The organism is Pseudoxanthomonas suwonensis 11-1, assembly GCF_000185965.1.
Lineage (GTDB): Bacteria > Pseudomonadota > Gammaproteobacteria > Xanthomonadales > Xanthomonadaceae > Pseudoxanthomonas > Pseudoxanthomonas suwonensis_A.
On sequence record NC_014924.1, the window covers coordinates 651,637 to 677,290 of the forward strand.

At 70.3% G+C, this 25,654-nt stretch carries 22 protein-coding genes; 14 read left to right on the plus strand and 8 right to left on the minus strand.

The window, feature by feature from the left end; translation table 11 throughout:
* Positions 1 to 167 precede the first annotated feature (167 nt).
* The 10 genes from aspS (at position 168) to ruvB (ending at position 9,634) form a co-directional block, all read left to right on the plus strand.
* A complete protein-coding gene (gene aspS, locus PSESU_RS02910; protein WP_013534272.1) occupies positions 168 to 1,928 on the plus strand; it encodes an aspartate--tRNA ligase in 1,761 nt (586 codons plus the stop codon).
* A gap of 117 nt (positions 1,929 to 2,045) precedes the next feature.
* Positions 2,046 to 2,351, plus strand: a complete 306-nt coding sequence (locus PSESU_RS02915; protein ID WP_013534273.1) for a hypothetical protein — start codon at positions 2,046 to 2,048, stop codon at positions 2,349 to 2,351.
* The gene (locus PSESU_RS02920) at positions 2,348 to 2,866 is read left to right on the plus strand and encodes a GNAT family N-acetyltransferase (protein WP_013534274.1); all 519 of its coding nucleotides are present in this window, start codon (positions 2,348 to 2,350) and stop codon (positions 2,864 to 2,866) included. Before PSESU_RS02915 ends, PSESU_RS02920 begins: the two co-directional genes overlap by 4 nt.
* A gap of 78 nt (positions 2,867 to 2,944) precedes the next feature.
* Positions 2,945 to 3,775: an AraC family transcriptional regulator gene (locus PSESU_RS02925; protein ID WP_013534275.1), complete on the plus strand. Its 831-nt coding sequence runs from the start codon at positions 2,945 to 2,947 to the stop codon at positions 3,773 to 3,775.
* Positions 3,775 to 4,455, plus strand: a complete 681-nt coding sequence (locus tag PSESU_RS02930; RefSeq protein WP_013534276.1) for an alpha/beta fold hydrolase — start codon at positions 3,775 to 3,777, stop codon at positions 4,453 to 4,455. Before PSESU_RS02925 ends, PSESU_RS02930 begins: the two co-directional genes overlap by 1 nt.
* A gap of 36 nt (positions 4,456 to 4,491) precedes the next feature.
* The gene (locus PSESU_RS02935) at positions 4,492 to 5,217 is read left to right on the plus strand and encodes a YebC/PmpR family DNA-binding transcriptional regulator (RefSeq protein WP_013534277.1); all 726 of its coding nucleotides are present in this window, start codon (positions 4,492 to 4,494) and stop codon (positions 5,215 to 5,217) included.
* Positions 5,218 to 5,275: 58 nt separating this feature from the next.
* Positions 5,276 to 5,821, plus strand: a complete 546-nt coding sequence (ruvC, locus tag PSESU_RS02940) for a crossover junction endodeoxyribonuclease RuvC (protein WP_013534278.1) — start codon at positions 5,276 to 5,278, stop codon at positions 5,819 to 5,821.
* A gap of 156 nt (positions 5,822 to 5,977) precedes the next feature.
* Positions 5,978 to 6,568 (plus strand): Holliday junction branch migration protein RuvA, encoded by a 591-nt coding sequence (gene ruvA / locus PSESU_RS02945; RefSeq protein WP_013534279.1) that lies wholly within the window; start codon positions 5,978 to 5,980, stop codon positions 6,566 to 6,568.
* A gap of 50 nt (positions 6,569 to 6,618) precedes the next feature.
* Entirely contained in the window at positions 6,619 to 8,541 is a 1,923-nt protein-coding gene (locus PSESU_RS02950) for a potassium transporter Kup (RefSeq protein WP_013534280.1), read from the plus strand.
* Between the two features lie 67 nt (positions 8,542 to 8,608).
* On the plus strand, positions 8,609 to 9,634 hold the full coding sequence (ruvB, locus tag PSESU_RS02955) for a Holliday junction branch migration DNA helicase RuvB (RefSeq protein WP_013534281.1): 1,026 nt from the start codon (positions 8,609 to 8,611) through the stop codon (positions 9,632 to 9,634).
* Between the two features lie 192 nt (positions 9,635 to 9,826).
* Here ruvB and pdxA read toward each other — a convergent pair whose 3' ends face one another.
* The 6 genes from pdxA to PSESU_RS02985 form a co-directional block, all read right to left on the minus strand.
* Positions 9,827 to 10,807, minus strand: coding sequence for a 4-hydroxythreonine-4-phosphate dehydrogenase PdxA (pdxA, locus tag PSESU_RS02960; protein WP_013534282.1), 981 nt, complete (start codon positions 10,805 to 10,807; stop codon positions 9,827 to 9,829).
* Between the two features lie 3 nt (positions 10,808 to 10,810).
* On the minus strand, positions 10,811 to 12,139 hold the full coding sequence (locus PSESU_RS02965; RefSeq protein WP_013534283.1) for a peptidylprolyl isomerase: 1,329 nt from the start codon (positions 12,137 to 12,139) through the stop codon (positions 10,811 to 10,813).
* Between the two features lie 4 nt (positions 12,140 to 12,143).
* Positions 12,144 to 14,438, minus strand: coding sequence for an LPS assembly protein LptD (gene lptD / locus PSESU_RS02970; protein ID WP_428992107.1), 2,295 nt, complete (start codon positions 14,436 to 14,438; stop codon positions 12,144 to 12,146).
* Between the two features lie 105 nt (positions 14,439 to 14,543).
* A complete protein-coding gene (locus PSESU_RS02975; RefSeq protein WP_013534285.1) occupies positions 14,544 to 15,455 on the minus strand; it encodes a histone deacetylase family protein in 912 nt (303 codons plus the stop codon).
* 53 nt (positions 15,456 to 15,508) lie between these two features.
* Entirely contained in the window at positions 15,509 to 16,072 is a 564-nt protein-coding gene (locus tag PSESU_RS02980; RefSeq protein WP_013534286.1) for a cob(I)yrinic acid a,c-diamide adenosyltransferase, read from the minus strand.
* Between the two features lie 3 nt (positions 16,073 to 16,075).
* Complete coding sequence (locus PSESU_RS02985; RefSeq protein ID WP_013534287.1) at positions 16,076 to 16,669, minus strand: hypothetical protein; 594 nt, start codon at positions 16,667 to 16,669, stop codon at positions 16,076 to 16,078.
* Positions 16,670 to 16,801: 132 nt separating this feature from the next.
* Between PSESU_RS02985 and ubiH the strand changes: the two genes are divergently transcribed.
* Together ubiH and PSESU_RS02995 are read left to right on the plus strand one after the other, a co-directional pair.
* Positions 16,802 to 18,004: a 2-octaprenyl-6-methoxyphenyl hydroxylase gene (gene ubiH, locus PSESU_RS02990; RefSeq protein ID WP_013534288.1), complete on the plus strand. Its 1,203-nt coding sequence runs from the start codon at positions 16,802 to 16,804 to the stop codon at positions 18,002 to 18,004.
* Between the two features lie 8 nt (positions 18,005 to 18,012).
* Positions 18,013 to 19,191 (plus strand): UbiH/UbiF family hydroxylase, encoded by a 1,179-nt coding sequence (locus tag PSESU_RS02995; protein ID WP_428992108.1) that lies wholly within the window; start codon positions 18,013 to 18,015, stop codon positions 19,189 to 19,191.
* On the opposite strand, the gene PSESU_RS03000 is transcribed toward PSESU_RS02995, so the two are convergent.
* Together PSESU_RS03000 and PSESU_RS03005 are read right to left on the minus strand one after the other, a co-directional pair.
* Positions 19,192 to 19,563, minus strand: coding sequence for a hypothetical protein (locus PSESU_RS03000; RefSeq protein WP_013534290.1), 372 nt, complete (start codon positions 19,561 to 19,563; stop codon positions 19,192 to 19,194).
* Between the two features lie 78 nt (positions 19,564 to 19,641).
* A complete protein-coding gene (locus PSESU_RS03005; RefSeq protein ID WP_013534291.1) occupies positions 19,642 to 20,796 on the minus strand; it encodes a Gfo/Idh/MocA family protein in 1,155 nt (384 codons plus the stop codon).
* Between the two features lie 231 nt (positions 20,797 to 21,027).
* Here PSESU_RS03005 and PSESU_RS03010 point away from each other — a divergent pair, with 231 nt between their 5' ends.
* Entirely contained in the window at positions 21,028 to 21,747 is a 720-nt protein-coding gene (locus PSESU_RS03010) for a hypothetical protein (protein ID WP_013534292.1), read from the plus strand.
* A gap of 703 nt (positions 21,748 to 22,450) precedes the next feature.
* Positions 22,451 to 25,627 (plus strand): TonB-dependent receptor, encoded by a 3,177-nt coding sequence (locus tag PSESU_RS03015; RefSeq protein WP_013534293.1) that lies wholly within the window; start codon positions 22,451 to 22,453, stop codon positions 25,625 to 25,627.
* The last annotated feature ends 27 nt before the right edge of the window (positions 25,628 to 25,654 follow it).

Here is a 25,654-nt window from a genome sequence, read left to right on the forward strand (position 1 = left end):
GGCTCGACCCGGACCCTGCCCGCACATTCCTGAACAGGATGTTTCCCGGGCAACTTGTGGCCCCCGGGAAGAGCCCCGGCGGAGGCGTCCCGCGGGGAGGGGGCGAGAGGGTAAAATTGCTCCTTTCCGCCCGGTTGCCGGGCGGTTGCCCCACTTGCGGAGCCTGCATGCGTACCCATTTCTGCGGCCTGGTCGACGAATCGCTGATCGGCCAGACCATCACCCTCGCCGGCTGGACCGACGTCGCCCGCAACCTCGGCGGCGTCTGCTTCATCGACCTGCGCGACCACGAAGGCATCGTCCAGGTCACGGTCGAGCCCGACAACGCCGAGGTCTTCCCGGTCGCCGCCTCGCTCGGCTACGAGGACGTGATCCAGGTCGAGGGCGTGGTCCGCGCCCGCCACGCGGTCAACGACAAGATCCGCTCCGGAAAGGTCGAGGTGATCGCCACCCGCATCACCATCCTCAACAAGGCCGCGCCGCTGCCGTTCCACGCGCACGAGAACCCGACCGAGGAAACCCGCCTGCGCTACCGCTACCTGGACTTGCGCCGTCCGGAGATGCAGCGCATGCAGCGCACCCGGATCAAGCTGGTGCAGGCCCTGCGCCGGCACCTGGACGCGGCCGGCTTCCAGGACATCGAGACCCCGATCCTGACCAAGGCCACCCCGGAAGGCGCGCGCGACTTCCTGGTCCCGGCGCGCATGCACCCGGGCGAGTTCTACGCCCTGCCGCAGAGCCCGCAGCTGTTCAAGCAGATCCTGATGGTGGCCGGCTTCGACCGCTACTACCAGATCGCGCGCTGCTTCCGCGACGAGGCCCTGCGCGCCGACCGCCAGCTGGAATTCACCCAGCTGGACATGGAGTTCGCCTTCGTCCGCGAGCGCGACGTACAGGACTTCGTCGAGGACATGATCCGCGCCATCTTCAAGGAGGTCGTGGGCGTGGAGCTGGAGGCGCAGTTCCCGCGCATGACCTGGGCCGAGGCCATGCGCCGCTATGGATCGGATAAGCCGGACCTGCGCATCGACCTGGAGCTGGTGGACGTGGCCGAGCTGGTCAAGGACAGCCAGTTCGCGGTGTTTACCGGCCCGGCCAATGACCCGGACGGCCGCGTGGCCGCGCTGCGCATCCCCGGTGGCGCCAGCCTGTCGCGCAAGCAGATCGACGAATACGCCGCCCACGCCGCCAAGTTCGGCGCCAAGGGCCTGGCCTACATCAAGATCGACGAGGCCGGCGCGATCTCCTCGCCGATCCAGAAGTTCTTCAGCGAGGACGCCTTCGCCGCGCTGCTGAAGCACGTGGGCGCCGGCAACGGCGACATCGTGTTCTTCGGCGCCGGTGGCTACAACAAGGTCTCCGACTTCATGGGCGCGCTGCGCCTGAAGGCCGGCAAGGACTTCGGCCTGGTCGCCGAAGGCTGGCGTCCGCTGTGGGTCACCGACTTCCCGATGTTCGAGTGGGACGAGGAGGAGCAGCGCTACGTGGCCCTGCACCACCCGTTCACCGCCCCGGCGGTGGACGACATCGCCGAGCTGCGCGCGCACGCCAAGACCGCGGTGTCGCGCGGCTACGACATGGTGCTCAACGGCAACGAGATCGGCGGCGGTTCGATCCGTATCCACCGCCCCGACATGCAGAGCGCGGTGTTCGAGCTGCTGGGCATCGGCGCCGAGGAGGCCGAGGCGAAGTTCGGCTTCCTGCTTGACGCGCTCAAGTACGGCGCCCCGCCGCACGGCGGCATCGCCTTCGGCATCGACCGCATCGCCGCGCTGATGGCCGGCACCGAGTCGATCCGCGACGTGATCCCGTTCCCGAAGACCACCTCGGCGCAATGCCTGATGACCGGCGCGCCCTCGCCGATCCCGGCCGCACAGCTGGCCGAAGTGCACGTAACCGTCCGCGAAGCCTCGCTGCACAAGCAGTGAGGCCTTGCCGGCATTCCGTTGACGGAGTGCCGGCCCCCGCGACCTCACCCACAACCACTGCGGCTGTCGCCGCGCCCCCCTGACCCAAGGGGGACTCGTCTACCGGAGAGTTGGTCGATGACCGAGTTTGCTTTTTCGCTTGAGTGGGAACGCCTGGGCAACGAGGGCTCCGATCCGGCGCTGGTGACCGAGCGCGCCCGCGTGTTCGGAGGCTGGCTGGTCCGCGTCGGCACCTCGCCGGCGTCCATGGCCGTGACCTTCGTGCCCGACGGCGAAGGCCGCTGGGATGGAGAGGACTTCGGCGAGGACGACTACGAGTACGACGAGGACGAAGAAGAGGAAGAGGACGACGAGGACCTCGACGACGAAGAGGACGAAGAGGACGAGGAAGGCGCCGACGACGGGGAAGGCGAGGACGAGTGAGCCTGGCCATCCGGCGCGCGACGGTGGATGACGCGGCGACCCTGTCGTCGCTGTGCGCGCGCACCTTCACCGAGACCTTCGGCCACCTCTATCCGCCGGAGGACCTCGAGGCCTTCCTGGGCGAGGCCTACACGCCGGAACGCCAGGCCACGATCCTCGGCCATCCCGACTACGCGGTGTGGCTGCTGGAGGAGGACGGCGTCGCGGTCGGCCATGCCGCGGCCGGTCCCTGCGGACTGCCGCATCCGGAAGTGAAGCCCGGCGACGGCGAGCTGAAGCGGCTGTACGTGCTGGCCTCGCACCAGGGCTGCGGCTGGGGCTCGCGGGTCTTCGCCGAGGCCGAACGCTGGCTGCTGCGCGACGGCCCGCGCACCCTGTGGATCGGGGTCTGGTCGGGCAACCATGGCGCCCAGCGCTTCTACGCCCGCCACGGCTACGAACAGGTCGGCACCTACGAGTTCCCGGTAGGCCGGGTCCGCGACCTGGAATACATCCTGCGCCGCGAAGCGGCCTGAGCCGGTCCGGCGCCCGCCCGTCCAGCTGGCGTTGCGGCGGCCGCGCTACGCTGGCCGCCAGGTGCAAGGGAGGCGGCGATGGTCGATCGGCTGGCGGTACTGCTCGAACGTTTCCCGGTCAGCGCGCGCGTGTTCAACGCCGGCGCGCTGTGCGGCACCAACCTGGTCGGGGACCGCGACACCGGCCAGCTGCACCTGGTACGGCGCGGTCCGCTGGAGGTTTCCCACGGCGGGCCGCCGTTGCGGATCGAGCAGCCAAGCCTGCTGCTGTTTCCGCGGCCCACGCCGCACCGCTTCGACAGCGACCCGCTGCGTGGCGCCGACATGGCCTGCGCCGACCTGCATTTCGAGGGTGGGGCGCAGAACCCGCTGGCCGCGGCGCTGCCGGTCTTCGCCTGCGTGCCGCTGGCCGAACTGGGGGCATCGGCCACGGTGCTGGAGCTGCTGTTCGAGGAGGCCTTCGAACGGCGCTGCGGCCGCCAGGCCATGGTCGACCGCCTGTTCGAGGTGGTGATGATCCAGCTGCTGCGCCACCTGATGGAGCAGGGCGAGGTCCGCAGCGGCCTGCTGGCCGGGCTGTCACACCAGCGCCTGCGCCATGCGCTGGTGGCGATGCACGAATCCCCCGCGCGGGAATGGACCCTGGAGGAGCTGGCGGACGTGGCCGGCATGTCGCGCAGCGTGTTCGCCGGCACCTTCCGCGAGGTGGTCGGGTTGACCCCGGGCCAGTACCTGCAGGGCTGGCGCGTGCGCCTGGCGCAGCAGGCCTTGCGCCGCGGGCGACCGCTGAAGGTGGTCGCGTCCGAGGTCGGCTACGGCAGCGAGGCGGCGCTGTCGCGTGCGTTCAAGGCGCATGCGGGCGTGTCGCCGCGCGCCTGGAAGCGGCAGCACCAGGAGGCCCCGGCCTGATGGCGGACACGGAAGCCGTGCCCTGCACGCGCGTGCTGCTGGTGCACGGGCTGTGGAACCAGCCATGGTGGCTGCTGCCCCTGGCGTGGCGCCTGCGCCGATTGGGCTTCCAGGTGGAGCGCTTCGGCTATCCCAGCATCGTCGGCGGTCCGGAGCCGGCGATCGAGGCGCTGGTCGCGCGCCTGCGTGGTGGTCTCCCGTGCCACCTGGTCGGGCACAGCCTTGGCGGCCTGGTCGCGGTCGAGGCCCTGCGCCGTTCGCCGGACCTGCCAGTGCGGCGGGTTGTCTGCCTGGGATCGCCGCTGTGTGGCAGTGCGACCGCGCAATACCTCGCCGCCCAGCGCCCCCTCGCCTGGGTACTCGGCAGGAGCGCGCCGCTGCTGCTGTGCGGCTGCCGGCCGTGGGAGGGCAGGGCCGAGCTGGGGGTGATCGCCGGGGACCTGCCGCGTGGTATCAGCCGGCTGCTGGCGGCGGTGGGCCTGGAGTCCGACGGCACCGTGGCCCTGTCCGAGACCCACCTGCCCGGCGCCAGGGACTACTGCCGGGTGCGCGCCAGCCATACCGGCCTGGTCCTGTCGGCGGAAGCGGCGCGCCAGGTGGCCGCGTTCCTGCGCCACGGCGCGTTCGCGCGGGAGGGCCAGGGCGAAGACGGCGCGGGCGGGGGCGGTGCGCGGCTATAATCCGTCGCTTCGCAACGCAGTACGAACGGTACGCCCATGGGTCGCGGTCCCTCGATCGAAGCGCGCAAGAACGCCACCGATGCCAAGCGTGGCAAGATTTTCACCAAGCTGATCCGCGAGATCGGCGTGGCCGCCCGCGCCGGCGGCGGTGATCCGGCCAACAACCCGCGCCTGCGCGCGGCGGTGGACAAGTCGCTGGCCTCGAACATGTCCAAGGACGTGATCGAGCGCGCGATCAAGAAGGCCACCGGCGAGCTGGAAGGCGTCGAGTACGAGGAAGTGCGTTACGAGGGTTACGCCCCCGGCGGCGTCGCAGTGATCGTCGACTGCCTGACCGACAACCGCGTGCGTACCGTGGCCGACGTGCGCCACGCCTTCTCCAAGTGCGGCGGCAACATGGGCACCGAGGGCTCGGTGTCCTTCATGTTCAAGCGCCTGGGCGTGCTCAGCTACGAGGCTGGGGCCGACGAGGAGAAGATCACCGAGGCGGCGATCGAGGGCGGTGCCGACGATGTCGTCGTGTACCCGGAGGACGGCGCGATCGACGTGGTCACCGCTCCGGAGAACTTCGACGCGGTGAAGCAGGCGCTGGAGGCGGCCGGCCTGGCCCCGGGCTATGCCGAGATCACCTTCCGCGCCGACAACGACATCGCCGTGTCCGGCGAGACCGCGCAGCAGGTGCAGAAGCTGCTGCACATGCTCGAGGACCTGGACGACGTGCAGAACGTCTATTCGAACGCCGACCTGGGCGACGCCGGCTGAACATGCGTCCGGCCCGGGGCGAACAGGCGGCGGGCCGGAACGCACGCGGGGCGTGCGCATGAACGCCGCGCGCGTGCCGCTGCCCGCCGTGCGCATCCTCGGGATCGACCCGGGTTCGCAGCGTACCGGCGTGGGCATCATCGACGTGGAGGCCGGCGGCCGCGTGCGCCACGTGCACCACCAGCCGCTGGTGCTGCTGGGCGAAGGCGACTTCGCCGCGCGCCTGAAGCGGCTGCTGCACGGGTTGACCGGGCTGATCGAGGAGTACCAGCCGCAGGAAGTGGCGATCGAGCAGGTGTTCGTGGGCCGCAGCGCGGATTCGGCGCTCAAGCTGGGCCAGGCCCGCGGCGCGGCGATCAGCGCGGTGGTGCTGCGCGACCTGCCGGTGTCCGAGTACGCCGCGCGCGAGGTGAAGCTGGCCGTGGTCGGCACCGGCGCCGCGGACAAGGCCCAGGTCCAGCACATGGTCGCGGCCATGCTCGGCCTGCCCGGCAAGCTCCAGGCCGACGCCGCCGACGCGCTGGCCATCGCCCTGACCCATGCGCACGTGCGGGCCACCGCCCAAAGGCTCGGCGTCAGCACCAGGCTGGCCTGGAGGAAATAGAGCCGTGATTGGTGATTCGTCATTACCGGACGTGCGTCCGTTGAAAGCCGTGATTCGTGGAAAGCGCGGGCACCTTCCGGCCGTGCCGGCGCTTTCGCCTTTGCTTTCTCGAATCACCAATCACCAATCCCGAATCACGCTCCGTAGGAGCCCCCAATGATTGGAAGACTGCGCGGAACCCTGGTGCTGAAGCAGCCGCCGTGGCTGGTGGTCGACGTCAACGGCGTCGGTTACGAGCTGGAGGCGCCGATGAGCACCTTCTATGACCTGCCGGAGCTGGGACGCGAGGTCTCGCTGTTCACCCATTACGCGCAGAAGGAGGACAGCGTCTCGCTGTACGGCTTCCTGCGCGAGAGCGAGCGGCGGCTGTTCCGCGACGTGCAGAAGGTCAGCGGCATCGGCGCGAAGATCGCGCTGGCGGTGCTGTCCGGGGTGAGCGTGGACGAGTTCGCGCGCCTGGTGCAGGCCGGCGACGTCACCGCGCTGACCCGGATCCCGGGCATCGGCAAGAAGACCGCCGAGCGCATGGTGGTGGAGCTGCGCGACCGCGCCGCCGACCTCGCCGGCGGCGGCGCAGTGGCCGGGATGACCGCGGCGCCGGGCGATCCCATGGCCGACGCCGCCACCGCCCTGCAGCAGCTCGGCTACAAGCCGGCCGATGCGCAGCGCATGGCCCGCGACGCCGCCGCCCCCGGCGACGAGGCCGCGGCCATCATCCGCAAGGCCCTGCAGTCCGCCCTGCGCTGAGCGCGCGCTCGCGCCCCGCTCACGCCCCCACGCGCTAAGGTTCGCCCGCCATGTCCGCAGCGTCATCGCCGAACCCTCCCGCCGGCCACGGGCATGCCGCCCATGGTCCCGGAGGCTCGCACCTGGCCCTGGTGCTGGGCGCCATCGGCGTCGTGTTCGGCGACATCGGCACCAGCCCGCTGTACACGCTCAAGGAAGCGTTCTCGCCGCACTACGGCCTGACCAGCGACCACGACACCGTGCTGGGCGTGCTGTCGCTGGCCTTCTGGTCGCTGATGGTGGTGGTCACCCTGAAGTACGTGACCATCATCATGCGCGCCGACAACGACGGCGAGGGCGGCATCATGGCGCTGATGGCCCTGGCCCAGCGCACCCTGCGCAACGGTTCCCGCTCGGCGTACGTGGTCGGCATCCTCGGCATCTTCGGCGCCTCGCTGTTCTTCGGCGACGGCGTGATCACCCCGGCCATCTCCGTGCTCGGCGCGATGGAGGGCCTGGAGGTGGCCGCACCGGGGCTGCACAACTTCATCGTGCCGCTGACCATCGTGGTACTGGTGGTGCTGTTCGCCGGCCAGCGTTTCGGCACCGCCAAGGTCGGCAAGGTGTTCGGCCCGGTGACCATGCTGTGGTTCGTGGCCATCGCCGCGATCGGCGCCTGGAACATCATCAAGGCGCCGGAGGTACTCAAGGCCTTCAACCCGTGGTGGGCGGCGGCGTTCTTCGCCGACCATGGCTGGCACGGGGTGTTCATCCTCGGCGCCGTGGTGCTGGCGGTGACCGGCGGCGAGGCGCTTTACGCGGACATGGGCCACTTCGGCGCGCGCCCGATCCGCCACGGCTGGTACTTCTTCGTGCTGCCCTGCCTGGTGCTCAACTACCTGGGCCAGGGCGCGCTGGTGCTGGAGCATCCGGAGCTGGTGCGCAACCCGTTCTACGAATCGGTGCCGGCCTGGGCGCTGTACCCGATGATCGTGCTGGCGACCATGGCCGCGGTGATCGCCTCGCAGGCGGTGATCACCGGCGCGTTCTCGATCGGCCGCCAGGCCATGCAGCTGGGCTACATCCCGCGCATGCGCATCAAGCACACCTCCAGCGAGGCCATCGGCCAGATCTACGTGCCGGGCATCAACTGGATGCTGATGGTGATGGTGATCGGCCTGGTGCTGGTGTTCCGCAGCTCCTCCAACCTGGCCGTGGCCTACGGCATCTCGGTCTCGGCCACGATGCTGATCGACACCCTGCTGCTGGCGCTGGTGGCGCGCGCGCTGTGGCCGAACGGCCGGCGCTGGATCCTGGCGCTGTGCATCCCGTTCTTCTTCATCGACGTGGCCTTCGTGGTCGCCAACGGCGCCAAGCTGCTGCAGGGCGCGTGGTTCCCGGTGGTGCTGGGCATCGTCCTGTTCACCCTGATGCGCACCTGGAGCCGCGGCCGCGCGCTGCTGCGCGAGGAGATCCGCAAGGACGGCATCCGCGTGGACACCTTCCTGCCGGGCCTGATGCTGGCGCCGCCGGTGCGGGTGCCGGGCACGGCGATCTTCCTCACCGCCGATCCCGGCCTGGTGCCGCATGCGCTGCTGCACAACCTCAAGCACAACAAGGTGCTGCACGAGCGCAACGTGTTCCTGACCGTGGAAACCCTGCCGGTGCCGTACGCGCCGGTGGAGCGGCGGATCCGGGTCGATGCGATCGGCGACGACTTCCACCGCGTGGTGGTGCGCTTCGGCTTCATGGAAACCCCGGACGTGCCGCTGGCGCTGATGCGCGCCTGCGACCGCGAGGGCCTGTCCATGGACCCGATGGACACCACCTACTTCGCCAGCCGCGAGAACGTGGTCGCCGGCGCCCGCCGCGGCATGCCGACCTGGCGCGACAAGCTGTTCGCGGTCATGCACCGCAACGCCGCGCCGGCGTCCGGCTTCTTCCGCATCCCGGGCAACCGCCTGGTCGAGCTGGGCGCGCAGGTCGAGATCTGAGCCCGGGCGCCGCCCCGGGCCGCCAGGAGTCTCGGCACGCGCGACCGGCAACGGCCATAATCGCCGCATGAGCGAACACCGCAGCATCCTCGGCGCCGGCGCCACCCGCGAGGACGAGGCCCTCGAGGCCTCGATCCGGCCGCAACGCCTGGACGAATACCTCGGCCAGCAGCCCGTGCGCGAGCAGCTGGGCATCTACATCGAGGCCGCCCGCGCCCGCGGCGAGGCGCTGGACCACGTGCTGATCTTCGGCCCGCCGGGCCTGGGCAAGACCACGCTGAGCCACGTCATCGCCAACGAGCTGGGGGTGAACCTGCGGGTGACCTCCGGCCCGGTGATCGAGAAGGCCGGCGACCTGGCCGCGCTGCTGACCAACCTGCAGCCGCACGACGTGCTGTTCATCGACGAGATCCACCGCATGTCGCCGGTGGTCGAGGAAGTGCTCTATCCGGCGATGGAGGACTTCCAGATCGACATCATGATCGGCGAGGGCCCGGCCGCGCGCTCGATCAAGCTGGACCTGCCGCCGTTCACCCTGATCGGCGCCACCACCCGCGCCGGCCTGCTGACCGCGCCGCTGCGCGACCGCTTCGGCATCGTCCAGCGCCTGGAGTTCTACACGCCGGAGGAGCTGACGAAGATCGTGCGGCGCTCGGCGCGGATCCTGGGCATCGACTGCGAGGCCGACGGCGCCGGCGAGATCGCGCGCCGCGCGCGCGGCACCCCGCGTATCGCCAACCGCCTGCTGCGCCGGGTGCGCGACTACGCCCAGGTCCGGGCCGGTGGACGCATCGACATGGACGTGGCGCAGGCGGCGATGGCCATGCTCAAGGTCGACCCGGAAGGTTTCGACGAACTCGACCGGCGCCTGCTCAACACCATCATCGGCCACTTCGACGGCGGCCCGGTGGGCGTGGAATCGCTGGCCGCCTCGCTGTCGGAGGAGCGCGGCACGCTCGAGGACGTGATCGAGCCCTACCTGATCCAGCAGGGCTTCCTGGTCCGCACCGCGCGCGGACGCATGGCCACGTCCAAGGCCTACCGCCACCTTGGGCTGGCGGTGCCTACCCGGGAGACCGGCGAGCTGTTCTGACGCCGCGGCCCAATCCCTGTAGCCCGGACAAGGACGTAGATCGCATCCGGGGACATGCACCGGCCATCACGGCATTCCGGTAACGCGCTGCATCCTCGTTCCCGGGTGCGCTTCGCCTACCCGGGCGACGACTGGATCCAACCCTCGCCCCGTGCTCCGCTCCGTGTCTCACCCCGAAGGTGGGCGGGGTAGTTAGCGCTGCATCCTCTGCGCCGCCATCCGCGCGCAGGTGGTGACCGCGGCTTCCAGGCTGGAGGGATCGGCCAGGCCCTTGCCGGCCAGGTCCAGGGCGGTGCCGTGGTCGACCGCCACGCGCGGGTAGGGCAGGCCCAGGGTCAGGTTCACCGCGCGCTCGAAGCCGCTGTACTTGAGCACCGGCAGGCCCTGGTCGTGGTACATGGCCAGCACCGCGTCGAAGCCGCGCAGCCTGCCGGGCAGGAAGGCGGTATCGGCCGGCAGCGGGCCGACCAGGTGCATGCCTTCGGCGCGCAGCGCCTCCAGCACCGGGATCACCACGTCCAGTTCCTCGCGGCCGAGGTGGCCGTCCTCGCCGGCGTGCGGGTTGAGGCCCAGCACCGCGACCACCGGATCGGCGATGCCGAAGTCCTCGCGCATCGCGCTGTGCAGGATGCCCAGCACCTGGCGCAGCAGCGGCGCGTCGATCGCGTCGGCGACCTTGCGCAGCGGCAGGTGGGTGGTCGCCAGCGCCACCCGGACGATGTCGTTGGCCAGCATCATCACCACCTCGCGCCCGGCATGGCCGGCGAGCAGTTCGGTGGTGCCGGTGTAGGCGATGCCGCCCTCGTTGATGGTCGACTTCTGCACCGGGCCGGTGACCATGCCCTGGTACACGCCGCGCACGCAGCCTTCGGCGGCGCCGAGCAGGGCGTCGACCACGGCGCGGGCGTTGCGCGGGTCCGGCCGGCCAAACTGCACGGCGACGGCATTGCGGACCGGATGCAGCGGCAGGTCGCCCGGCTGGCGGGCGACGGCATCGGCGGGCAGGAGGTTCAGCGGCAGGCCCAGCGCCGCGGCGGCGGCGGCCAGGACCTCAGGGTCGGCGAGGGCGACCAGGCTGCAGTCGGTGCGCGGGGCCTGGGCCACGCGCACGCAGAGTTCGGGACCGATCCCGGCCGGTTCGCCGGGAACCAGCGCCAGCCGCGGGAGCGCCATGGCTCAGTTGGCGACGGGCTCGGCGCGGTCGCCGACGCGGAACACCACGTAGGCCTCGCCCCGCATTTCCTGCAGGTAGCGCTCGTATTCCTCTTCGAGCTTGCGGCGGCCGATGGTGTCGCGGATCTGGGCGCGGCGGTTGTCGTCGGTGACATCGGTCTCGCGACGGGCGACGCGCTCGATGATGTGCCAGCCGGCGTCGGTGCGGAACGGCTGCGAGACCTGGCCGTCCTCCAGCGCGGTCACCTGGCCGCCGAATTCCGGGCCGTAGGCATCGGCCGGGAACCAGCCCAGGTCGCCGCCCTGGCCGCGGGTGCTGTTGTCCTCGGAGGCCTCGCGCGCGACTTCCTGGAAGTCGGCGCCGCCGGCGATGCGCGCGCGCAGGGTGTCGATCTTGGCGCGGGCGGTCGCGGCGTCCTGGCGGTCGTTGACGCGGACCAGGATGTGGCGGACGTGGTACTCGGTGACGGTCTGTGCCGGGGCCTGGGCGCTGTCGCGCACCTCGGTCAGGCGCAGCAGCTGGAAGCCGCTGGGGCCGCGCACCGGGCCGAAGATCTCGCCCGGCTGCAGCTGCAGGATCTGCTGGGCGAACGCCGACGGGATCTCGTCCAGCGAACGCCAGCCCAGGTCGCCGCCTTCCAGCGCGTTGGGGCTGTCGGAGTAGCGCACCGCGGCGGCGGCGAAGTCCATCTCGCCCTTGTTGATGACGTTGAGGATGCCCTCGACCTTGCGCTGGCCGGTGGTGATCTGCTCGGCGGTGGCGCCGTCGGGCAGCGCGACCAGGATGTGCGCCAGGCGGTACTGGCGGCTGCCGGTGGCCTCGCGGGCGAGGGCGGCGTCGATCTCGCCCTCGCTGACGTTGATGCGCTGGATGAAGCCCTGGCGCAGGCGCTGGACGGTGATCTCCTCGTTCAGCGAACGCCTGAACTCCTCGAACGACAGGCCGTCGGAAGCCAGGCGCTGGCGCAGCCCGTCCAGGGTCAGGCCGTTCTGCTGGGCGATCATGGCGACGGCCTGGTTGACCTCCTGCTCGCTGACGCGGATGCCCTGCTGGCGCGCACGCGCGACCTGCAGGCGGGTCAGGACCAGGCGCTCGAGCACCTGGCGCTCGAGCACCGGGCGCGGCGGCAGCTGGCTCTCGCGGCCGGCGTACTGGGCCATGACGTTGCGCAGGGCCAGGTCCAGCTCGCTCTGCAGGATCACGTCCTCTTCCACGATCGCGGCGATGCGTTCGACCGGCTGCAGCTGCTGCTGGGCCTGGGCCACGCCGGCGACGGGAAGGGACAGCAGGGCGGAGGCCGCCAGGAAAATCGCGGAAAGGCGTCGGCTCATGGACTCACGGGATGAGGTTCGGATCGTAGTCGTCCGGATCGGGCGTGGTGTTGCTCGGCGGGACCAGGTACAGGTCGTCGCGGTGATACCCGAGAATAGCACGGCGCAGGCTTCGCTCCGTGTCCTGGCCGGCCGAACCCAGGCCCTTGAGCACGAACTCCACCTGCAGCGCGTTGTCGAGGTCGCCCTCGCGGTTGCGCACGTAGCGGCGGGCCATGGCGCGCACGGCCAGGCAGCAGCTGTCCCACTGCACGCCGGCGATCGCCTCCAGCAGCTTGTCGTCGCTGATCGAGTGGTAGTAGCGGCCGACCAGGCTCCAGGTCGGGTTGATCGGGTACAGGAACGAGAAGTCGGCCTGCTCCAGCAGGTCGCGGCGGTAGCGGTAGGTCAGGTTGACCACGCCGTCGTCCGGCCACAGGTAGCGGGCGCGGATGCTGGCCAGGTCCTCGCGGCGGAACTTGGGGTCCCACTGGTACGAGGCGCCGAGGTTCCAGCGGTCGTTGATCATGTAGTTGGCGTCGGCCACCCAGGCCGACTTGCCCTGCGCCACCGGGGTCTCGCCCGGGGCCAGCACGCGCGAGTCCTCGAAGTAGCGGATCTGGCCGAGGCTGGCCGAGAGCTTCTCGCGGCCGTCTTCCTGGCGGATCAGGCGGGTGCTGAGGGCGATGGTCAGCTGGTTGGCGTCGGTCTGGCGGTCGGCGCCGGAATAGCGGTTGTCGCGGAACAGCTGGCCCCAGCTGAAGGTGAACGGCCGGGTGTCGAACAGCGGCAGGCCGTCCTGGTCGCGGTAGGGCGCGTACAGGTAGAACAGGCGCGGCTCGAGGGTGTGCAGGAAGCGCTCGCCGTCCCAGCTGGTCTCGCGGTCGAAGTACATGCCGGCGTCGACGCTGGCCACCGGCAGGCTGCGGGTGGGGTTGCGCTCGCCGTCCTGCTGGTCGGCCAGGTCCTGGTCCAGCTGGTAGCCGGTGAAGCGCCAGGCCAGGGTCGGGGTGGCGTACCAGGCCGGCCCGCCCAGGCGCGCGGAGATGTACGGCTTCAGGTCCAGGCGGCTGCCGCCGGGACGCTCGGCATGCTCGAAGCGCACCGCCTCCGCATAGATGCCGGCGTCCAGCCAGCGGCCCAGCGGTTGCTGCCAGTTGGCATACAGCCGCGGCAGGCGGCCGTACGGCAGGTGCCCGTCGTTGAGGGTGTAGTCGGTCAGCTGGTAGTACTCGGCCATCGCGCCGGCGCTCCAGTGCTGGCCGCTGCCGTACACGCCGGCGGTGCTCTGCAGGTAGGACGCGGACACCCCGGCCAGGCGGTTGGAGAAGTCCTCGACGAAGCGGTCGTCGCTGACCCAGCCCAGGCTGGCGCGTGCCTGCCAGTGGCGGTCGATGTTGTGGTAGCCGCGGAACTCGAAGCGCCCGCGGTCGCGGTCGCGCAGGTCGTCGTTGGGCATGTAGCCGCCCTCGAGGATGCCGCGGCCGCCCTCGTAGAGGTAGCGGAACTCGGTGTCCAGCATCAGCCCGCGCTTGGTCATGATGCGCGGGGTCAGGGTGGCGTCGTAGTTCGGTGCCAGGTTGAGGTAGATCGGCTGGCGGTAGTCGAAGCCGTTGCGCCCGGAGGTACTCACCGAGGGGTAGAGCAGGCCGGTGCGGCGGCGGTCGTCCACCGGGAACTTGATCCACGGCACGTACAGCACCGGGAAGCGGCCCATGCGCAGCACCGCGTTGCGGGCCACGCCGAAGCCCTCGTCGTTGTCCACGTCGATCCGCTGCGCGCGCAGCTCCCACGCCCGCTGGTCGGGGTCGCAGGTGCTGTAGGTCGAGTGGTACATCTGCCCGACCGGGCCGCGCATGGAGATCGAGTCGGCGCCGCCGTTGCCGCGGCGGTCGACCAGCTGGTAGCGGATGTTGGTGATGACGTGGCTGTCGTCGTCCTGGCTGCCCTCGGCGCGGTCGGCGACGATGCGGATGCCGGAGTCCTGGTAGCGCACGTTGCCCTCGGCCACGTAGCGCCCGCTCTCGGTGTCGAAGCGCAGCTGGTCGGTGCCGAGGAACTGGTCGCCGCGGACCAGGGCGACGTTGCCCTGGTACTGCGGGGTGGTCTCGGTGCCGCTGAGCTCGTCGCCCTCGATGTCGGTGGGCTGCTCGTTGCGCGACTGGGCCAGTTCGGGATCGGCCGGCGGCGCCTCGCGGAACGCGGGCAGGACCTCCTGCGCAGGGCACAGGTCCCAGTTCAGCGGCTTCTCGTCGGCCAGGGCGGGCAGGGCGAAGGCAATGCCCACGGACAGCGGCAGCAGGCGCAGGGGAGTTCGCAGGCGGTGATGCACGGGGGAGGGGGCGTCCGGGCCGGAAATCGGCGGTAGCTTGCCGGATGGGGGTGCATGGGGGCAATGAAAGGCCGCACGGCGGCCGGCCCGGGTTCAGCCGCCGAGTGCCTTCACGTGGGCCACGCAGCACTCGGCGAGGGCATCCAGGTTGTAGCCACCCTCCAGCATCGACACCACCCGGCCCTGGCCGTGGCGCAGGGCGATCGCCAGCAGTTCGCTGGTCAGCCAGGCGAAATCCCCGGCCTCCAGCATCAGGTCGGCCAGCGGATCGGACAGGTGGGCGTCGAAGCCGGCCGAGATCATCAGCAGCTGCGGGCGGAAGTCGTCCAGCATCGGCAACAGCTGGTCGGCCCAGGTGTTGCGGAAGCGGAAACCGCCGCTGCCGGGCGGCAGCAGCACGTTGTGCAGGTTGCCGACCCCGCGCTCGCGGTTGTGGCCGGTGTGCGGGTACAGCCCGGACTGGTGGGTGCTGAAGTACGCCACCGCCGGATCCTCGCGGAAGATCGCCTGGGTGCCGTTGCCGTGGTGGACGTCGAAATCGACGATGGCGATGCGCTCGATGCCGTGCTGGTCGCGCGCGTAGGCGGCGGCCACGGCGATGTTGTTGACCAGGCAGAAGCCCATCGCCGTGTCGGCGGTGGCGTGGTGGCCGGGCGGGCGCACCGCGCAGAACGCGATCCGGTCGGGGCCGGCCACCACCGCGTCGACCGCGGCCAGGCCGGCACCGGCGGCATGCACCGCCGCGCGCGCCGAGCCGGGCGAGATCACGGTTTCCGCGTCGATATGCTGGATCCCGCAGGTCACCGGCGCCAGCACCTGGTCGACCATTTCCGCGGTATGCACCCGGCACAGGTCGCCGCGCCGCGCCGGCGGCGCCTCGCGCCAGTCCAGGGCGGGACAATGGTGCTGCAGGGCGTCGATCACCACCTGCAGGCGCGCCGGTTGCTCCGGATGGTCCGGACCGGTGTCATGGGCCAGGCAGGCGGGATGGGTCCAGGCGAGCATGGGCCCACGCTACCGTGGCCGCAGCGAAGGCGCCATAGAACCTCGGGAGGGGGTCAGGCGGCGGGGTGGCGCCGGTCGTTGCGCCACAGCACCTCGCCCTCGCCGGCGGCGCGGGCCAGCACCCGGGCCAGCACGAACAGCAGGTCGGACAGGCGGTTGAGGTAATGCACCGCCTCGCCGCGGACGGTTTCGGCGCGCGACAGGGCCACGGCCTCGCGCTCGGCGCGGCGGACGATGGTGCGGGCCAGGTGGCAGCGCGCCGCGGCCTCGCCACCGGCCGGGAGGATGAAGTCCTTCAGCGGCGGCAGGGCTTCGTTGTAGCGGTCCAGCGCCTGCTCCAGCGCGGCCACGTCGGCTGCGGTGATGGCCGCATGGCCAGGGATGCACAGCTCGCCGCCAAGGTCGAACATCTGGTGCTGGACCATGGTCAGCAGCTGGCGGATGTCATCGGGCACGCCCGGCGCGGCCAGGACCACGCCGATGGCGGAGTTGGCCTCGTCCACGGTGCCGTAGGCGGTCACCCGCAGCGAGTCCTTGCCGGTGCGGCTGCCGTCGCCCAGGCCGGTCGAACCGTCGTCGCCGGTGCGGGTGTAGATCTTCGACAGCCGGTTGCCCATGGCTCAGCGGGCGGCCTGGGTACGGTCCAGGCGCAGCGCCGGGGCGACGCGCTCGGCCGTTACCTGCAGGGTGGTGGCGATGGCGGTGTAGGCGGCGGCGGTGCCCATGTAGCCCGGCAGCCAGTCGAGGAAGTTCTTCCACCAGCCGGCGACGGTCGGCTCGGCGACCACGCCGCTGTACCAGTAGAAGGTGCCCTGGGCGATGAACTGGCAGGCGACCACGGCGACCAGGAAGGCGCCGAGCAGGCGGCCGGCCTGGGCGGCACTGGCGCCGGTGTAGCGGCCGCGCAGCCAGCTGCCGCCGGCCCACAGCAGGCCGTAGGCGGGGACCAGGCCCCAGTAGGCGGCCGAGACGCAGTAGTGGTCCCAGAACGAGGCGGCCTGGCGCGAGATCACCATCCAGTCGATGCCCATGGCCAGCGCCATCAGCAGCGGGAACACCCAGCGGCCCCAGCCGCGCAGGGCGAAGCCGGCGACGAAGAACACGGCCCAGCTGGCGTCCGGCGGCGAGAAGTGGTCGAACACGTGGGCGCGCGAGGCGGCCATCAGCAGGGCCAGGACGGACAGGACGAAGAGGCGTTGGCTGGTGGCGGTCATTGCGCGGGGCCTGGTGGATAACGTGGCCGGCATTCTAGCGGAGCGGGCGGGCCCGCGTTGGCGGCACGTCGGAACGAGGCGCCGCGCCGTGCGGCGGCACGGCGCGCACGCGCCGCCGCGTATCATGTGCCGATGATCCGAACGCATGATGTCGTGATCGTCGGCGGCGGCCTGGTGGGCGCCAGCCTGGCGATCGCCCTGGACGGGCTGGCGCTGGACGTGGCCCTGGTCGAGGCCACGCCTGCCGGCGAGCTGCCGGCCGTGTTCGACCAGCGCAACCTGAGCCTGGCCCAGGCTTCGGTCAACGCGCTGCAGGCGCTGGGCGTGCTGTCCAGCCTGCAGGCGCCGACCGGCCCGATCCGCCGCATCCACGTCAGCCGCGCCGGCGATTTCGGCCGGGTGCAGCTGGAGGCGGCCGACTACGGGCGGGAAGCATTCGGGCAGGTGGTGGTGGCGCGCGACTTCGGCCAGGCACTGGAAACGCGGCTTTCGCGCGTGCAGGGCCTGGTGCGATACCGGCCGGCGCGTTTCGCCGGACTGGAGGAGGGCGACGAGGGCCATCGCGGCCTGCGCCTGGAAACCGCGGACGGCCCGCTGTCCCTGCGTACCCGCCTGCTGGTCGCCGCCGACGGCACCGGCAGCGCCGTGCGCAATGCGCTGGGCATTGGCGTGCGCCGCCATGACTACGGCCAGACCCTGTTCGTGGCGCGCGTGCGCGGCGAGCGCCCGGCCGATGGCACCGCCTGGGAACGCTTCACCGACAGCGGCCCGACCGCGCTGCTGCCGCGCGGCGACCGTGCCTTCGGCGTGGTCCATGGCGTGCCCAGCCACGAGGCCGCGGCGGTGGCCGCGCTGGACGAGGCCGGCTGGCTGGCGCGGATCCAGTCCGCGTTCGGCTGGCGCGCCGGGCGCTTCCTCGCCTCGGGCGAGCGCAGCGCCTACCCGATGGCCCAGGTCGTGGCCGAGGGTCTGGTCGCGCCGCGCGCGGTGCTGCTGGGCAACGCCGCCCAGACCATCCATCCGGTCGGCGCCCAGGGTTTCAACCTCGGCCTGCGCGACGCCCTGACCCTGGCCGAGCTGCTGCGTGCCGCGCCTGGCGGCGATCCCGGCGCCGAGACGCTGCTGGCCCGCCACGTCGAACGTCGCCGCGAGGACCGCGAGCGCACCCTGGCCTTCTCCGATGGCCTGGCCAGGATCACCGGCAATCCCTCGCCGCTGCTGCGGCCGCTGCGCAGCCTTGGCCTGGTCGCCGCCGACCGCGCCGCCTGGCTGCAGGCCTGGCTGGTGGGCGGGGCCATGGGCTTCCGCGGCGACGTGCCGGAGCTGTGCCGATGACGGGCTACGTGAAAAGCCGCGTGCGCATGGATGTCGTCATCGCCGGTGGCGGCGTGGTCGGCGCGGCTTGCGCGCTGGCGCTGTCGCGCGCAGGCCTGGAAGTCGCGCTGGTCGAACCGCGGCCGGCGCCGCGCTGGTCCCGGGAACAGCCGGACCTGCGCGTCTACGCGCTGGCGCCGGACAATGCCACGCTGCTGCAGCACCTGGGCGTATGGCCGCAGGTACTGGCCGCGCGCGCCCAGCCTTACCGGTGCATGCGCGTATGGGACGCGGCCGGTGGCGACGAACTCATGTTCGATACCGCCTCGATGGGCCGCCCGGAACTGGGCTGGATCGTCGAGAACGACCTGCTCGCCGACCGCCTGTGGGCGGCGCTCGCGACCGCCGGCGTGCGCTGCCTCACCCCGGCGCGGGTCGAGGCGATGGAACAGGACGAAGCCGGCGTACGCCTGCGCCTGGACGACGGCAGCCGGCTGGAATCGCGCCTGGCGGTGGCGGCCGACGGCGCCGGTTCGGCATTGCGCCGGCTCGCCGGCCTGGAGGTCGATGCCCGCGACTACGGCCAGCGCGGCGTGGTCGCCTATATAAGGACGGAACAGCCGCACCGGGCCACGGCCTGGCAGCGCTTCCTGCCCACGGGGCCGCTGGCGCTGCTGCCGTTCACCGATGGCCTGGTGTCGATCGTGTGGAGCCTGCCGGATGCCGAGGCCGTGCGCGTGCTGGAGCTGGACGAAGGACGGTTCGCGATCGAGCTGCGCGATGCCTCGGCAGGTCGCCTGGGCAGGGTGCAGCTGGCCTCGAAGCGTGCCGCCTTCCCGCTGCGCCGCCAGCTGGTGCGCAGGCAGGTGGCCGGGCGCGTGCTGGTGCTGGGCGATGCGGCACACGTGGTGCATCCGCTCGCCGGCCAGGGCGTGAACCTGGGGCTGCGCGACGTGGCCGCGCTGCAGGAGGAGGTCGTCGGCGCGTTGCGCCGCGGCGCCGACTGGGCCGCGCCGCACCGCCTGCAGCGCTGGGAACGGCGTCGGCTCAGCGACAACACCGTTTCCGCGCGCGCGTTCGAAACCATCAACACCGTGTTCTCGAACGCGCACCCGGTACCCACGCTGCTGCGCGGCCATCTGCTTGGACTGGCCGGCCGCCTGCCGCCGCTCAAGCGCGCGCTGTGGCGGCACGCGGCCGGGATCTGATCAGCGGATCCAGCCGGACAGTTCCTCGCGGTCCAGGCGGCCATCGCTGTTGCCGTCGACCGCGCGGAACTCGCCCTCCAGGGTCGGGTTGGCCGCGGCCTCGCGACGGTCGATGAAGCCATCGCCGTTGGCGTCCATGGCCTCGAAATCGATGCGGTACTCGCCGACCACGCTGTCCGGCTCGAACGAGCGGACCACGATGCGTTCGTCGTGGCCGCCCTGCAGGACGGCCATGCCGCTCTGGCGCTGCATGGGCGCGGCAACCGGTTCCGGCGCCGGCGGCGGCAGGGGCAGGGTCGAGGCTTGGGCGAGCGCGCTGCCGCTGGCGACGGCCAGCAGCAGCGCGGTGGTGAGTGCGTGGATGCGGCTCATGCGTGGCTCCTGTTCCGGGTTGCGGGCGCCAGAAACTAGGAGCCCCGGGGTGAAGCGAGGGTTAACCGCGGGCCGGGCTCACAGCACGATGCGGCGCCCGCCCTCGCGCGCCGAGGCGTACACCGCATCGACCACGCGCATGTCGCGCAGGCCTTCCTCGCCGGGCACGCGCGGCGGCCGCTTCTCGAGGATGGCCAGGGCGTCGTTGTCCATCTGCAGCGCCTGCTGGTGCGGGAGGACGCCTTCGTCCTCGATGAGCTTGCCGTCGCTGGTGCGGCCCTTGATGTTGTCGTAGGTCTGGAACGGCGACAGCTCGTACCAGCCACGCTCGCAATCGGCGCGCAGGGTGTTCATGTCCCTGCCGAAGCTGGTCGAACACTCGGCGACCAGGCCATCGGCGAACTCGAGGGTGAAGTGCGTGGTCTCGTCCACGCCCTCGAACAGCTGCGGACGGTGGACCTCGCTGCGCGCGGTCACCGCCACCGGTTCCTGCCCGGTGATGTAGCGAGCGCCCTGCAGCGCATACACGCCCATGTCGTACATCGCGCCGCCGCCGTTCTGCGGCAACAGGCGCCACGGCTTGTTGGCCGGGTCGACGTCATCGTAGGCATGGAAGCCGGCGTCGGCGCTGACCTTGAGCATGCGCCCGTAGGGTTTGTCCTTCGCCATCGCGCGCAGCTGCATGGTGCTGGGCTGGTGCTGCATGCGGTAGCCGATCGCCAGCTGCACGTTGGCGGCTCGGCAGGCATCGATCATCTCCTGCGCCTCGGCCGCGTTCATCGCCATCGGCTTCTCGCACCACACGTGCTTGCCGGCGGCAGCCGCGCGCAGGGCCAGCGGCTTGTGCAGGTCGTTCGGGGTGACGATGTAGACCGCCTGGATCTCCGGGTTGTCGGCGATGCGGTCGAAGTCGTCGTAGCTGTAGACGTTGCGGTCGGCGATGCCGTACTTGGCCTGCCACTCCGGGATCTTCGCGGGCGTGCCGGTGACGATGCCGGCGAGGTGGCAGTTGCGGGTCAGCTGCAGGCCGGGGGCGAGCAGGTGGCCGGCGTAGTAGCCCAGGCCGACCAGGGCCACGCCGATCGAATCCGGACGTCGTGCGCTGGCTGCGTCGCCGCGCTTGCTGGCGGTGGCGCCGGCACGTCCCCCGGCAGCGGCGGGCAGGGCGGCACCGATGCCGGCGCCGGCCATGGCGGCCAGCAGGTGGCGGCGGGTCAGTCCGGTGTCGAGCATGGAGCCTCCTATATATGTGTGTGCGGCGCGCGGAGCCGCGTCGGCGGCGGACGGCACACGATGCCACAGCATGCCCGCCAGCTGTAACGCCGCCGTACGCCGGCGTGCCTGGATGGTGCGCCGGCCATGCCATCCTTCGCGCGCGATCCGAAACGGGACCGCCGTTGCATTCCCATCCCAGCCGGTGCGACCGGCCGTGGCCATACTGCAACACCGGAGGAGGACGCCCCCATGCAGCAGCTCGAACTCAAAGACCCGGCGGCCTTCGCCTCCGAATTCCTGCGCCAGACGCAGCTGCAGGGCTTCGGCGCGCTCAGCAAGCGCGACCTGGAATTGCTGGTGTTCGTGCTGCTGGAACGCGACGGCGCGATCGACCGCAATGCCAGCAACCACGCCGCCGCCGCGCAGTTGCGGGTGACCCCGGCAAAGCTGCGCGCGCTGCGCCGCGACGGCTACGCGCGCTGGCGGCAGCTGGTGGCCGAACCTGCGGACGAGGCGCTGCGCCGCATCCTGGGCTACGTCCTGACCGAGGCCAACCTGCGTTCGGGCAGCCGCCATGTCAGCGAGCGGAGCCGCAACGATGGCTTCCTCGCGGTGCGCATCGAACATCCCGATGACCGCCAGCAGTTCGAACAGGCGATCCTCGATGCCGGTGGACTGCCGGTATACGAGCGCAACCGCGAGGTGGTGGCGGTGCGTTTCGACACCCTGGTCGCGCTGGCCGAGCGCAGCGGCTTCCTGCAGCCGGATACCGCTGCGGTGGTCGATGCCCTGCGTGCGCTCGCCCCCGCCTCCCAGGAGCTGGCCGAGCTGCTGCGCAAGGACGTGGCCAGCCTGCGCTGGAGCGACGTGCGCAACGCGGTCAACAGCCTCGGCGCGAAGGCGGTGGCGGGTAGCGCGGAGAACGCGTTGCGCGGCCTGTTGAAGCTGGTGTTTCCCTTCCTGCCCTGATGCCCGGCCATTGCCGGGGCAAGCAGCGTTGAACGTGCAAGCAACGCTTGCGGAGAAACGTGCTGCGCCGCGACAAAAATGTCTGCCGCTGACGTCCTCCCCGGGGTGGGACGGACGTCGCGGATCACATCCAGCGAAAACACGCCATACGCGGATGCATGGATTCGTACCGTCGCCCTGCGTCCTTCGCAATGTCTTGATTGTCCTGCGCTTTCGAAATCCGGCCGCGCATTAAGGTTTCGTCGCCCCACGGATGGCGCAAAAACATGACTCGCGGTGTCATCCCGCGATTGTTTTTATCGCGTGAATGTTTTGATCGAAACCGTAAAAAAAGTGTTGCGCTGCACTGTGGACACCCCAGAAAACAGCTGTTATCCATTCGCCCCGCGTTAACTGGTACCGCTAACTGTTGTACCCGAGTGCAGTTCCGGCCAGCGCGTGGGGCGACTGCCACCATCCATTGCCGGGGAGGCTTTCGAACCGGCGGACCCTGGATAGAGCTCCGGGATTGGCATCCACAAGCCGATGCCACAAAGGAAGGAACCAACATGCGATCCAGAAGAGAGAGAGGGGAGGTTTAACAGGATGTACACGTGTCTCCGATGTCCAGCGCTGTCTATCGGCGTGACCACGACCGGCTTCCGGTCGGGCAAGCGCCAGCCCACGCCGACAGCTGACAACTTCCAGTGCTGAGGACTTACCTATGAACCACAAGATGAAGAAGAAGTTCCGCTCGCGGGCGATGTTCACCATCGTCGGCGGCATGATCGTCATCAATCCCGCGTTCGCCCAGGACTCCCAGGAAGCGACCCAGCTGGACACGGTGCAGGTCACCGGTCTGCGCAGCTCGCTCGACCAGGCCATGAACATCAAGCGCGACACGCCCGGCGTGGTCGACGCGATCAGCGCCGAGGACATCGGCAAGTTCCCGGACACCAACCTGGCCGAGTCCCTGCAGCGCATCACCGGTATCTCGATCGAGCGCCGTGACGGCGAAGGCGCGCAGGTCACCGCGCGTGGCTTCGGCCCGGGCTACAACCTGGTCACCCTCAACGGTCGCCAGATCCCCGGCGCCGACGGCTTCGGCGGCGGCGGCCTGGAGGTCGGCGGCGTCGGCTCCGGTACCCGCGGCTTCAACTTCGCCCAGCTCGCCTCCGAGGCGGTCAACGGCGTGACCGTGTACAAGACCGGCCGTGCCTCGCAGCCGTCCGGCGGCATCGGCGCCACGGTCGACATCCTGACCGCGCGTCCGTTCAACAACCGCGGCGGCGAAGTGGTCGCCAGCGCCGGCGTCAAGGCCGTCTCCGACGACTCGCAGACCATCGGCAGCGACATCACTCCCGAGATCTCGGGCATCTTCAGCTACGCCAACCCGGACAAGACCTGGGGCTTCAGCGTCAACGCCAGCTACCAGGAGCGCCACGGTGGTTCGGCCCAGGCCACCCAGAACGGCTGGAACGTGGCCCGCTGGACCGGTACGGACAGCAAGTTCCGTTCGGATGCGGTGATCGAGAACGCGCCCGAGATCGGCCAGCTGTATTCCATGCCGAACGACGTGCGCTACGCGTACCAGAACTTCGAGCGCGAGCGCACCAACGCCCAGGCGGTGCTGCAGTTCGCCCCGAGCGACGCCCTGACCTTCACCCTCGACTACACCTATTCGGTCAACGAGATCGCGCAGGACCGTGGCGAGCAGACCATGTGGCTGCAGAACAACCTGACCCACGTCACCTTCGATGGTGACAAGAAGGTTGCGACCCCGGTCTACATCCGCGACCTGGCCGGCGGCGGCAAGGACTTCGGCTTCGAGCAGCAGCGCGACGAGCAGAAGTTCAACCTCGACTCGCTCGGCCTGAACGTGAAGTGGGACGTCAACGACCGGCTGACCCTGAACTTCGACGTCCACAACACCAAGGTCAACAGCCGTCCGAACGACCCGGTCACCGGCGGCAGCTCGACCGCGTTCAGCTTCGGTGCCTTCGCGCCGAACCCGGCAGTCAACAACTGGACCCAGGAGTACGAGTTCAACAACGGTCTGCCGCTGATGTGGCGCACCCTGTACCCGACCACCGCCGACGCCCTCGCCGGCACCAACGGCGTGGTCAACTCGGACTTCTCGCCGGAGACCTTCGGCAGCCAGATCATGCGCATCTGGTCGACCCGCCAGGACAGCGAGGTCAAGGCCGGCCGCATCGACGGTGAGTTCGCCTTCGACAACGGCCGCTTCCTGTTCGGCGTCGATTCCAGCGACAGCAAGATGCGCCGCCTGAACGTCGACGGCCATGCCCACCTGATGACCCTGGGCGACTGGAACTCGACCGACCGCGGCCAGATCGCCGACATCGCCAACCACCTGCGCCAGTTCAGCATCACCAAGCTGTTCGAGGACTTCAACACCCGCGGCGCCGACTCCAACGTGTGGATCGGCAACGCCACCGAGCTGGCGCAGTGGGCCGAGGGCCTGTGTGCCTCGGGCAACGCCCCGGCCGCGTGGGACGCGCAGAACCGCTGCGACGAGATCTCGTCGCGCGTGTACGGCGCGCTGGATGCCGACAACCTGGTCCAGGAAAAGACCAAGTCGGTCTACATCCAGTGGGAGCAGGACGGCATGCTCGGCGACTTCCCGACCTACATGGTCGCGGGCGTCCGCTACGAGAAGACCGACGTGAAGTCGACCTCGGTTATCCAGGTCCCGGGTGCCATGGCGTGGCTGTCGAACAACGACTTCCAGATCCGCAACTCGGATGAGGCGATGCCGTTCAGCGAGACGGCCAGCTACAGCTACGTGCTGCCGAACCTCGACTTCAGCATCGACTTCACCTCCGACCTGAAGGGCCGCGCCTCGTTCAGCAAGACCATCGCCCGCGCCCCGTACGGCAACCTGTACGCCGGTCCGGGCGCTGGCATCCCCAGCGGTTCGACCCTGTACGGCGAGCAGTTCCGCGCCACCGGCAACGCCCAGACCCCGAGCCTGCTGCCGCTCGAGTCGGACAACATCGACATCGGCCTGGAGTGGTACTTCGCTCCGTCCAGCTTCGTCGGCGTGACCTACTGGAACAAGCGCGTCAAGAACTTCATCGGCAACACCGTGGTGCGCGAGAACCTGTACGGCCTGGCCGACCCGACCACTGGCCCGGATGCGCAGGCCGCCAATGCGTTCCTGGCCAGCGCCCAGTGCACCGCCCAGGTCACCGCCGCGGGCAACGATCCGTCCGAGGGCTGCAAGCAGGACTACACCACCCTGTTCGCCGCCACCGCGCTGATCCGCTACGCCGCCCAGACCGGCGGCCTGGCCGCGTACGACGGCTCCAACCAGCAGTCGCTGGACCTGGAGGCGCTGTACGACATCATCGGCGACACCAGCCGCGGTGACCCGCTGTACCAGTTCGACGTCAACCGCCCGGTCAACCAGCGTGCCGCCACGCTGCACGGCTGGGAGCTCGGTGGCCAGTACTTCTTCGGTGACACCGGCTTCGGCGTCCTGGCGAACTACACCATCGTGAAGGGCGACGTGGGCGTGGACCGCGCCGCCGATCCGGACACCGACGTGTTCGCCCTGACCGGCCTGTCCGACACCGCCAACCTGGTGCTGATGTACGAGAAGTTCGGGTGGTCGGCGCGCCTGGCCTGGAACTGGCGCGACGAGTACCTGCTGGCCGCCAACCAGAACGGCAACAACCGCAACCCGTACTTCGTCGAGGAGTACGACCAGATCGACCTGAGCGTGAGCTACAAGCTGACCGACAACCTGTCGCTGTCGGCCGAGGCGATCAACCTCACCGGAGAGGATGTCCGCTGGCACGCGCGTTCCAGCCGCCAGTTCGTCCGCGTCGTCGACCAGTCCCCGCGCTACATGGTGGGCCTGCGTTACACGTTCTGATCCATGCGGATGTAGTCGTTTCACGTG

Bases quoted from the DNA above. Each gene is read 5' to 3' on its own strand.
- aspS (WP_013534272.1), top strand. From the start codon at position 168: ATGCGTACCCATTTCTGCGGCCTGGTCGACGAATCGCTGATCGGCCAG.
- PSESU_RS02915 (WP_013534273.1), top strand. From the start codon at position 2,046: ATGACCGAGTTTGCTTTTTCGCTTGAGTGGGAACGCCTGGGCAACGAG.
- PSESU_RS02925 (WP_013534275.1), top strand. From the start codon at position 2,945: ATGGTCGATCGGCTGGCGGTACTGCTCGAACGTTTCCCGGTCAGCGCG.
- PSESU_RS02930 (WP_013534276.1), top strand. From the start codon at position 3,775: ATGGCGGACACGGAAGCCGTGCCCTGCACGCGCGTGCTGCTGGTGCAC.
- PSESU_RS02935 (WP_013534277.1), top strand. From the start codon at position 4,492: ATGGGTCGCGGTCCCTCGATCGAAGCGCGCAAGAACGCCACCGATGCC.
- ruvC (WP_013534278.1), top strand. From the start codon at position 5,276: ATGAACGCCGCGCGCGTGCCGCTGCCCGCCGTGCGCATCCTCGGGATC.
- ruvA (WP_013534279.1), top strand. From the start codon at position 5,978: ATGATTGGAAGACTGCGCGGAACCCTGGTGCTGAAGCAGCCGCCGTGG.
- PSESU_RS02950 (WP_013534280.1), top strand. From the start codon at position 6,619: ATGTCCGCAGCGTCATCGCCGAACCCTCCCGCCGGCCACGGGCATGCC.
- ruvB (WP_013534281.1), top strand. From the start codon at position 8,609: ATGAGCGAACACCGCAGCATCCTCGGCGCCGGCGCCACCCGCGAGGAC.
- pdxA (WP_013534282.1), bottom strand. From the start codon at position 10,807: ATGGCGCTCCCGCGGCTGGCGCTGGTTCCCGGCGAACCGGCCGGGATC.
- PSESU_RS02965 (WP_013534283.1), bottom strand. From the start codon at position 12,139: ATGAGCCGACGCCTTTCCGCGATTTTCCTGGCGGCCTCCGCCCTGCTG.
- PSESU_RS02975 (WP_013534285.1), bottom strand. From the start codon at position 15,455: ATGCTCGCCTGGACCCATCCCGCCTGCCTGGCCCATGACACCGGTCCG.
- PSESU_RS02980 (WP_013534286.1), bottom strand. From the start codon at position 16,072: ATGGGCAACCGGCTGTCGAAGATCTACACCCGCACCGGCGACGACGGT.
- PSESU_RS02985 (WP_013534287.1), bottom strand. From the start codon at position 16,669: ATGACCGCCACCAGCCAACGCCTCTTCGTCCTGTCCGTCCTGGCCCTG.
- ubiH (WP_013534288.1), top strand. From the start codon at position 16,802: ATGATCCGAACGCATGATGTCGTGATCGTCGGCGGCGGCCTGGTGGGC.
- PSESU_RS03000 (WP_013534290.1), bottom strand. From the start codon at position 19,563: ATGAGCCGCATCCACGCACTCACCACCGCGCTGCTGCTGGCCGTCGCC.
- PSESU_RS03005 (WP_013534291.1), bottom strand. From the start codon at position 20,796: ATGCTCGACACCGGACTGACCCGCCGCCACCTGCTGGCCGCCATGGCC.
- PSESU_RS03010 (WP_013534292.1), top strand. From the start codon at position 21,028: ATGCAGCAGCTCGAACTCAAAGACCCGGCGGCCTTCGCCTCCGAATTC.
- PSESU_RS03015 (WP_013534293.1), top strand. From the start codon at position 22,451: ATGAACCACAAGATGAAGAAGAAGTTCCGCTCGCGGGCGATGTTCACC.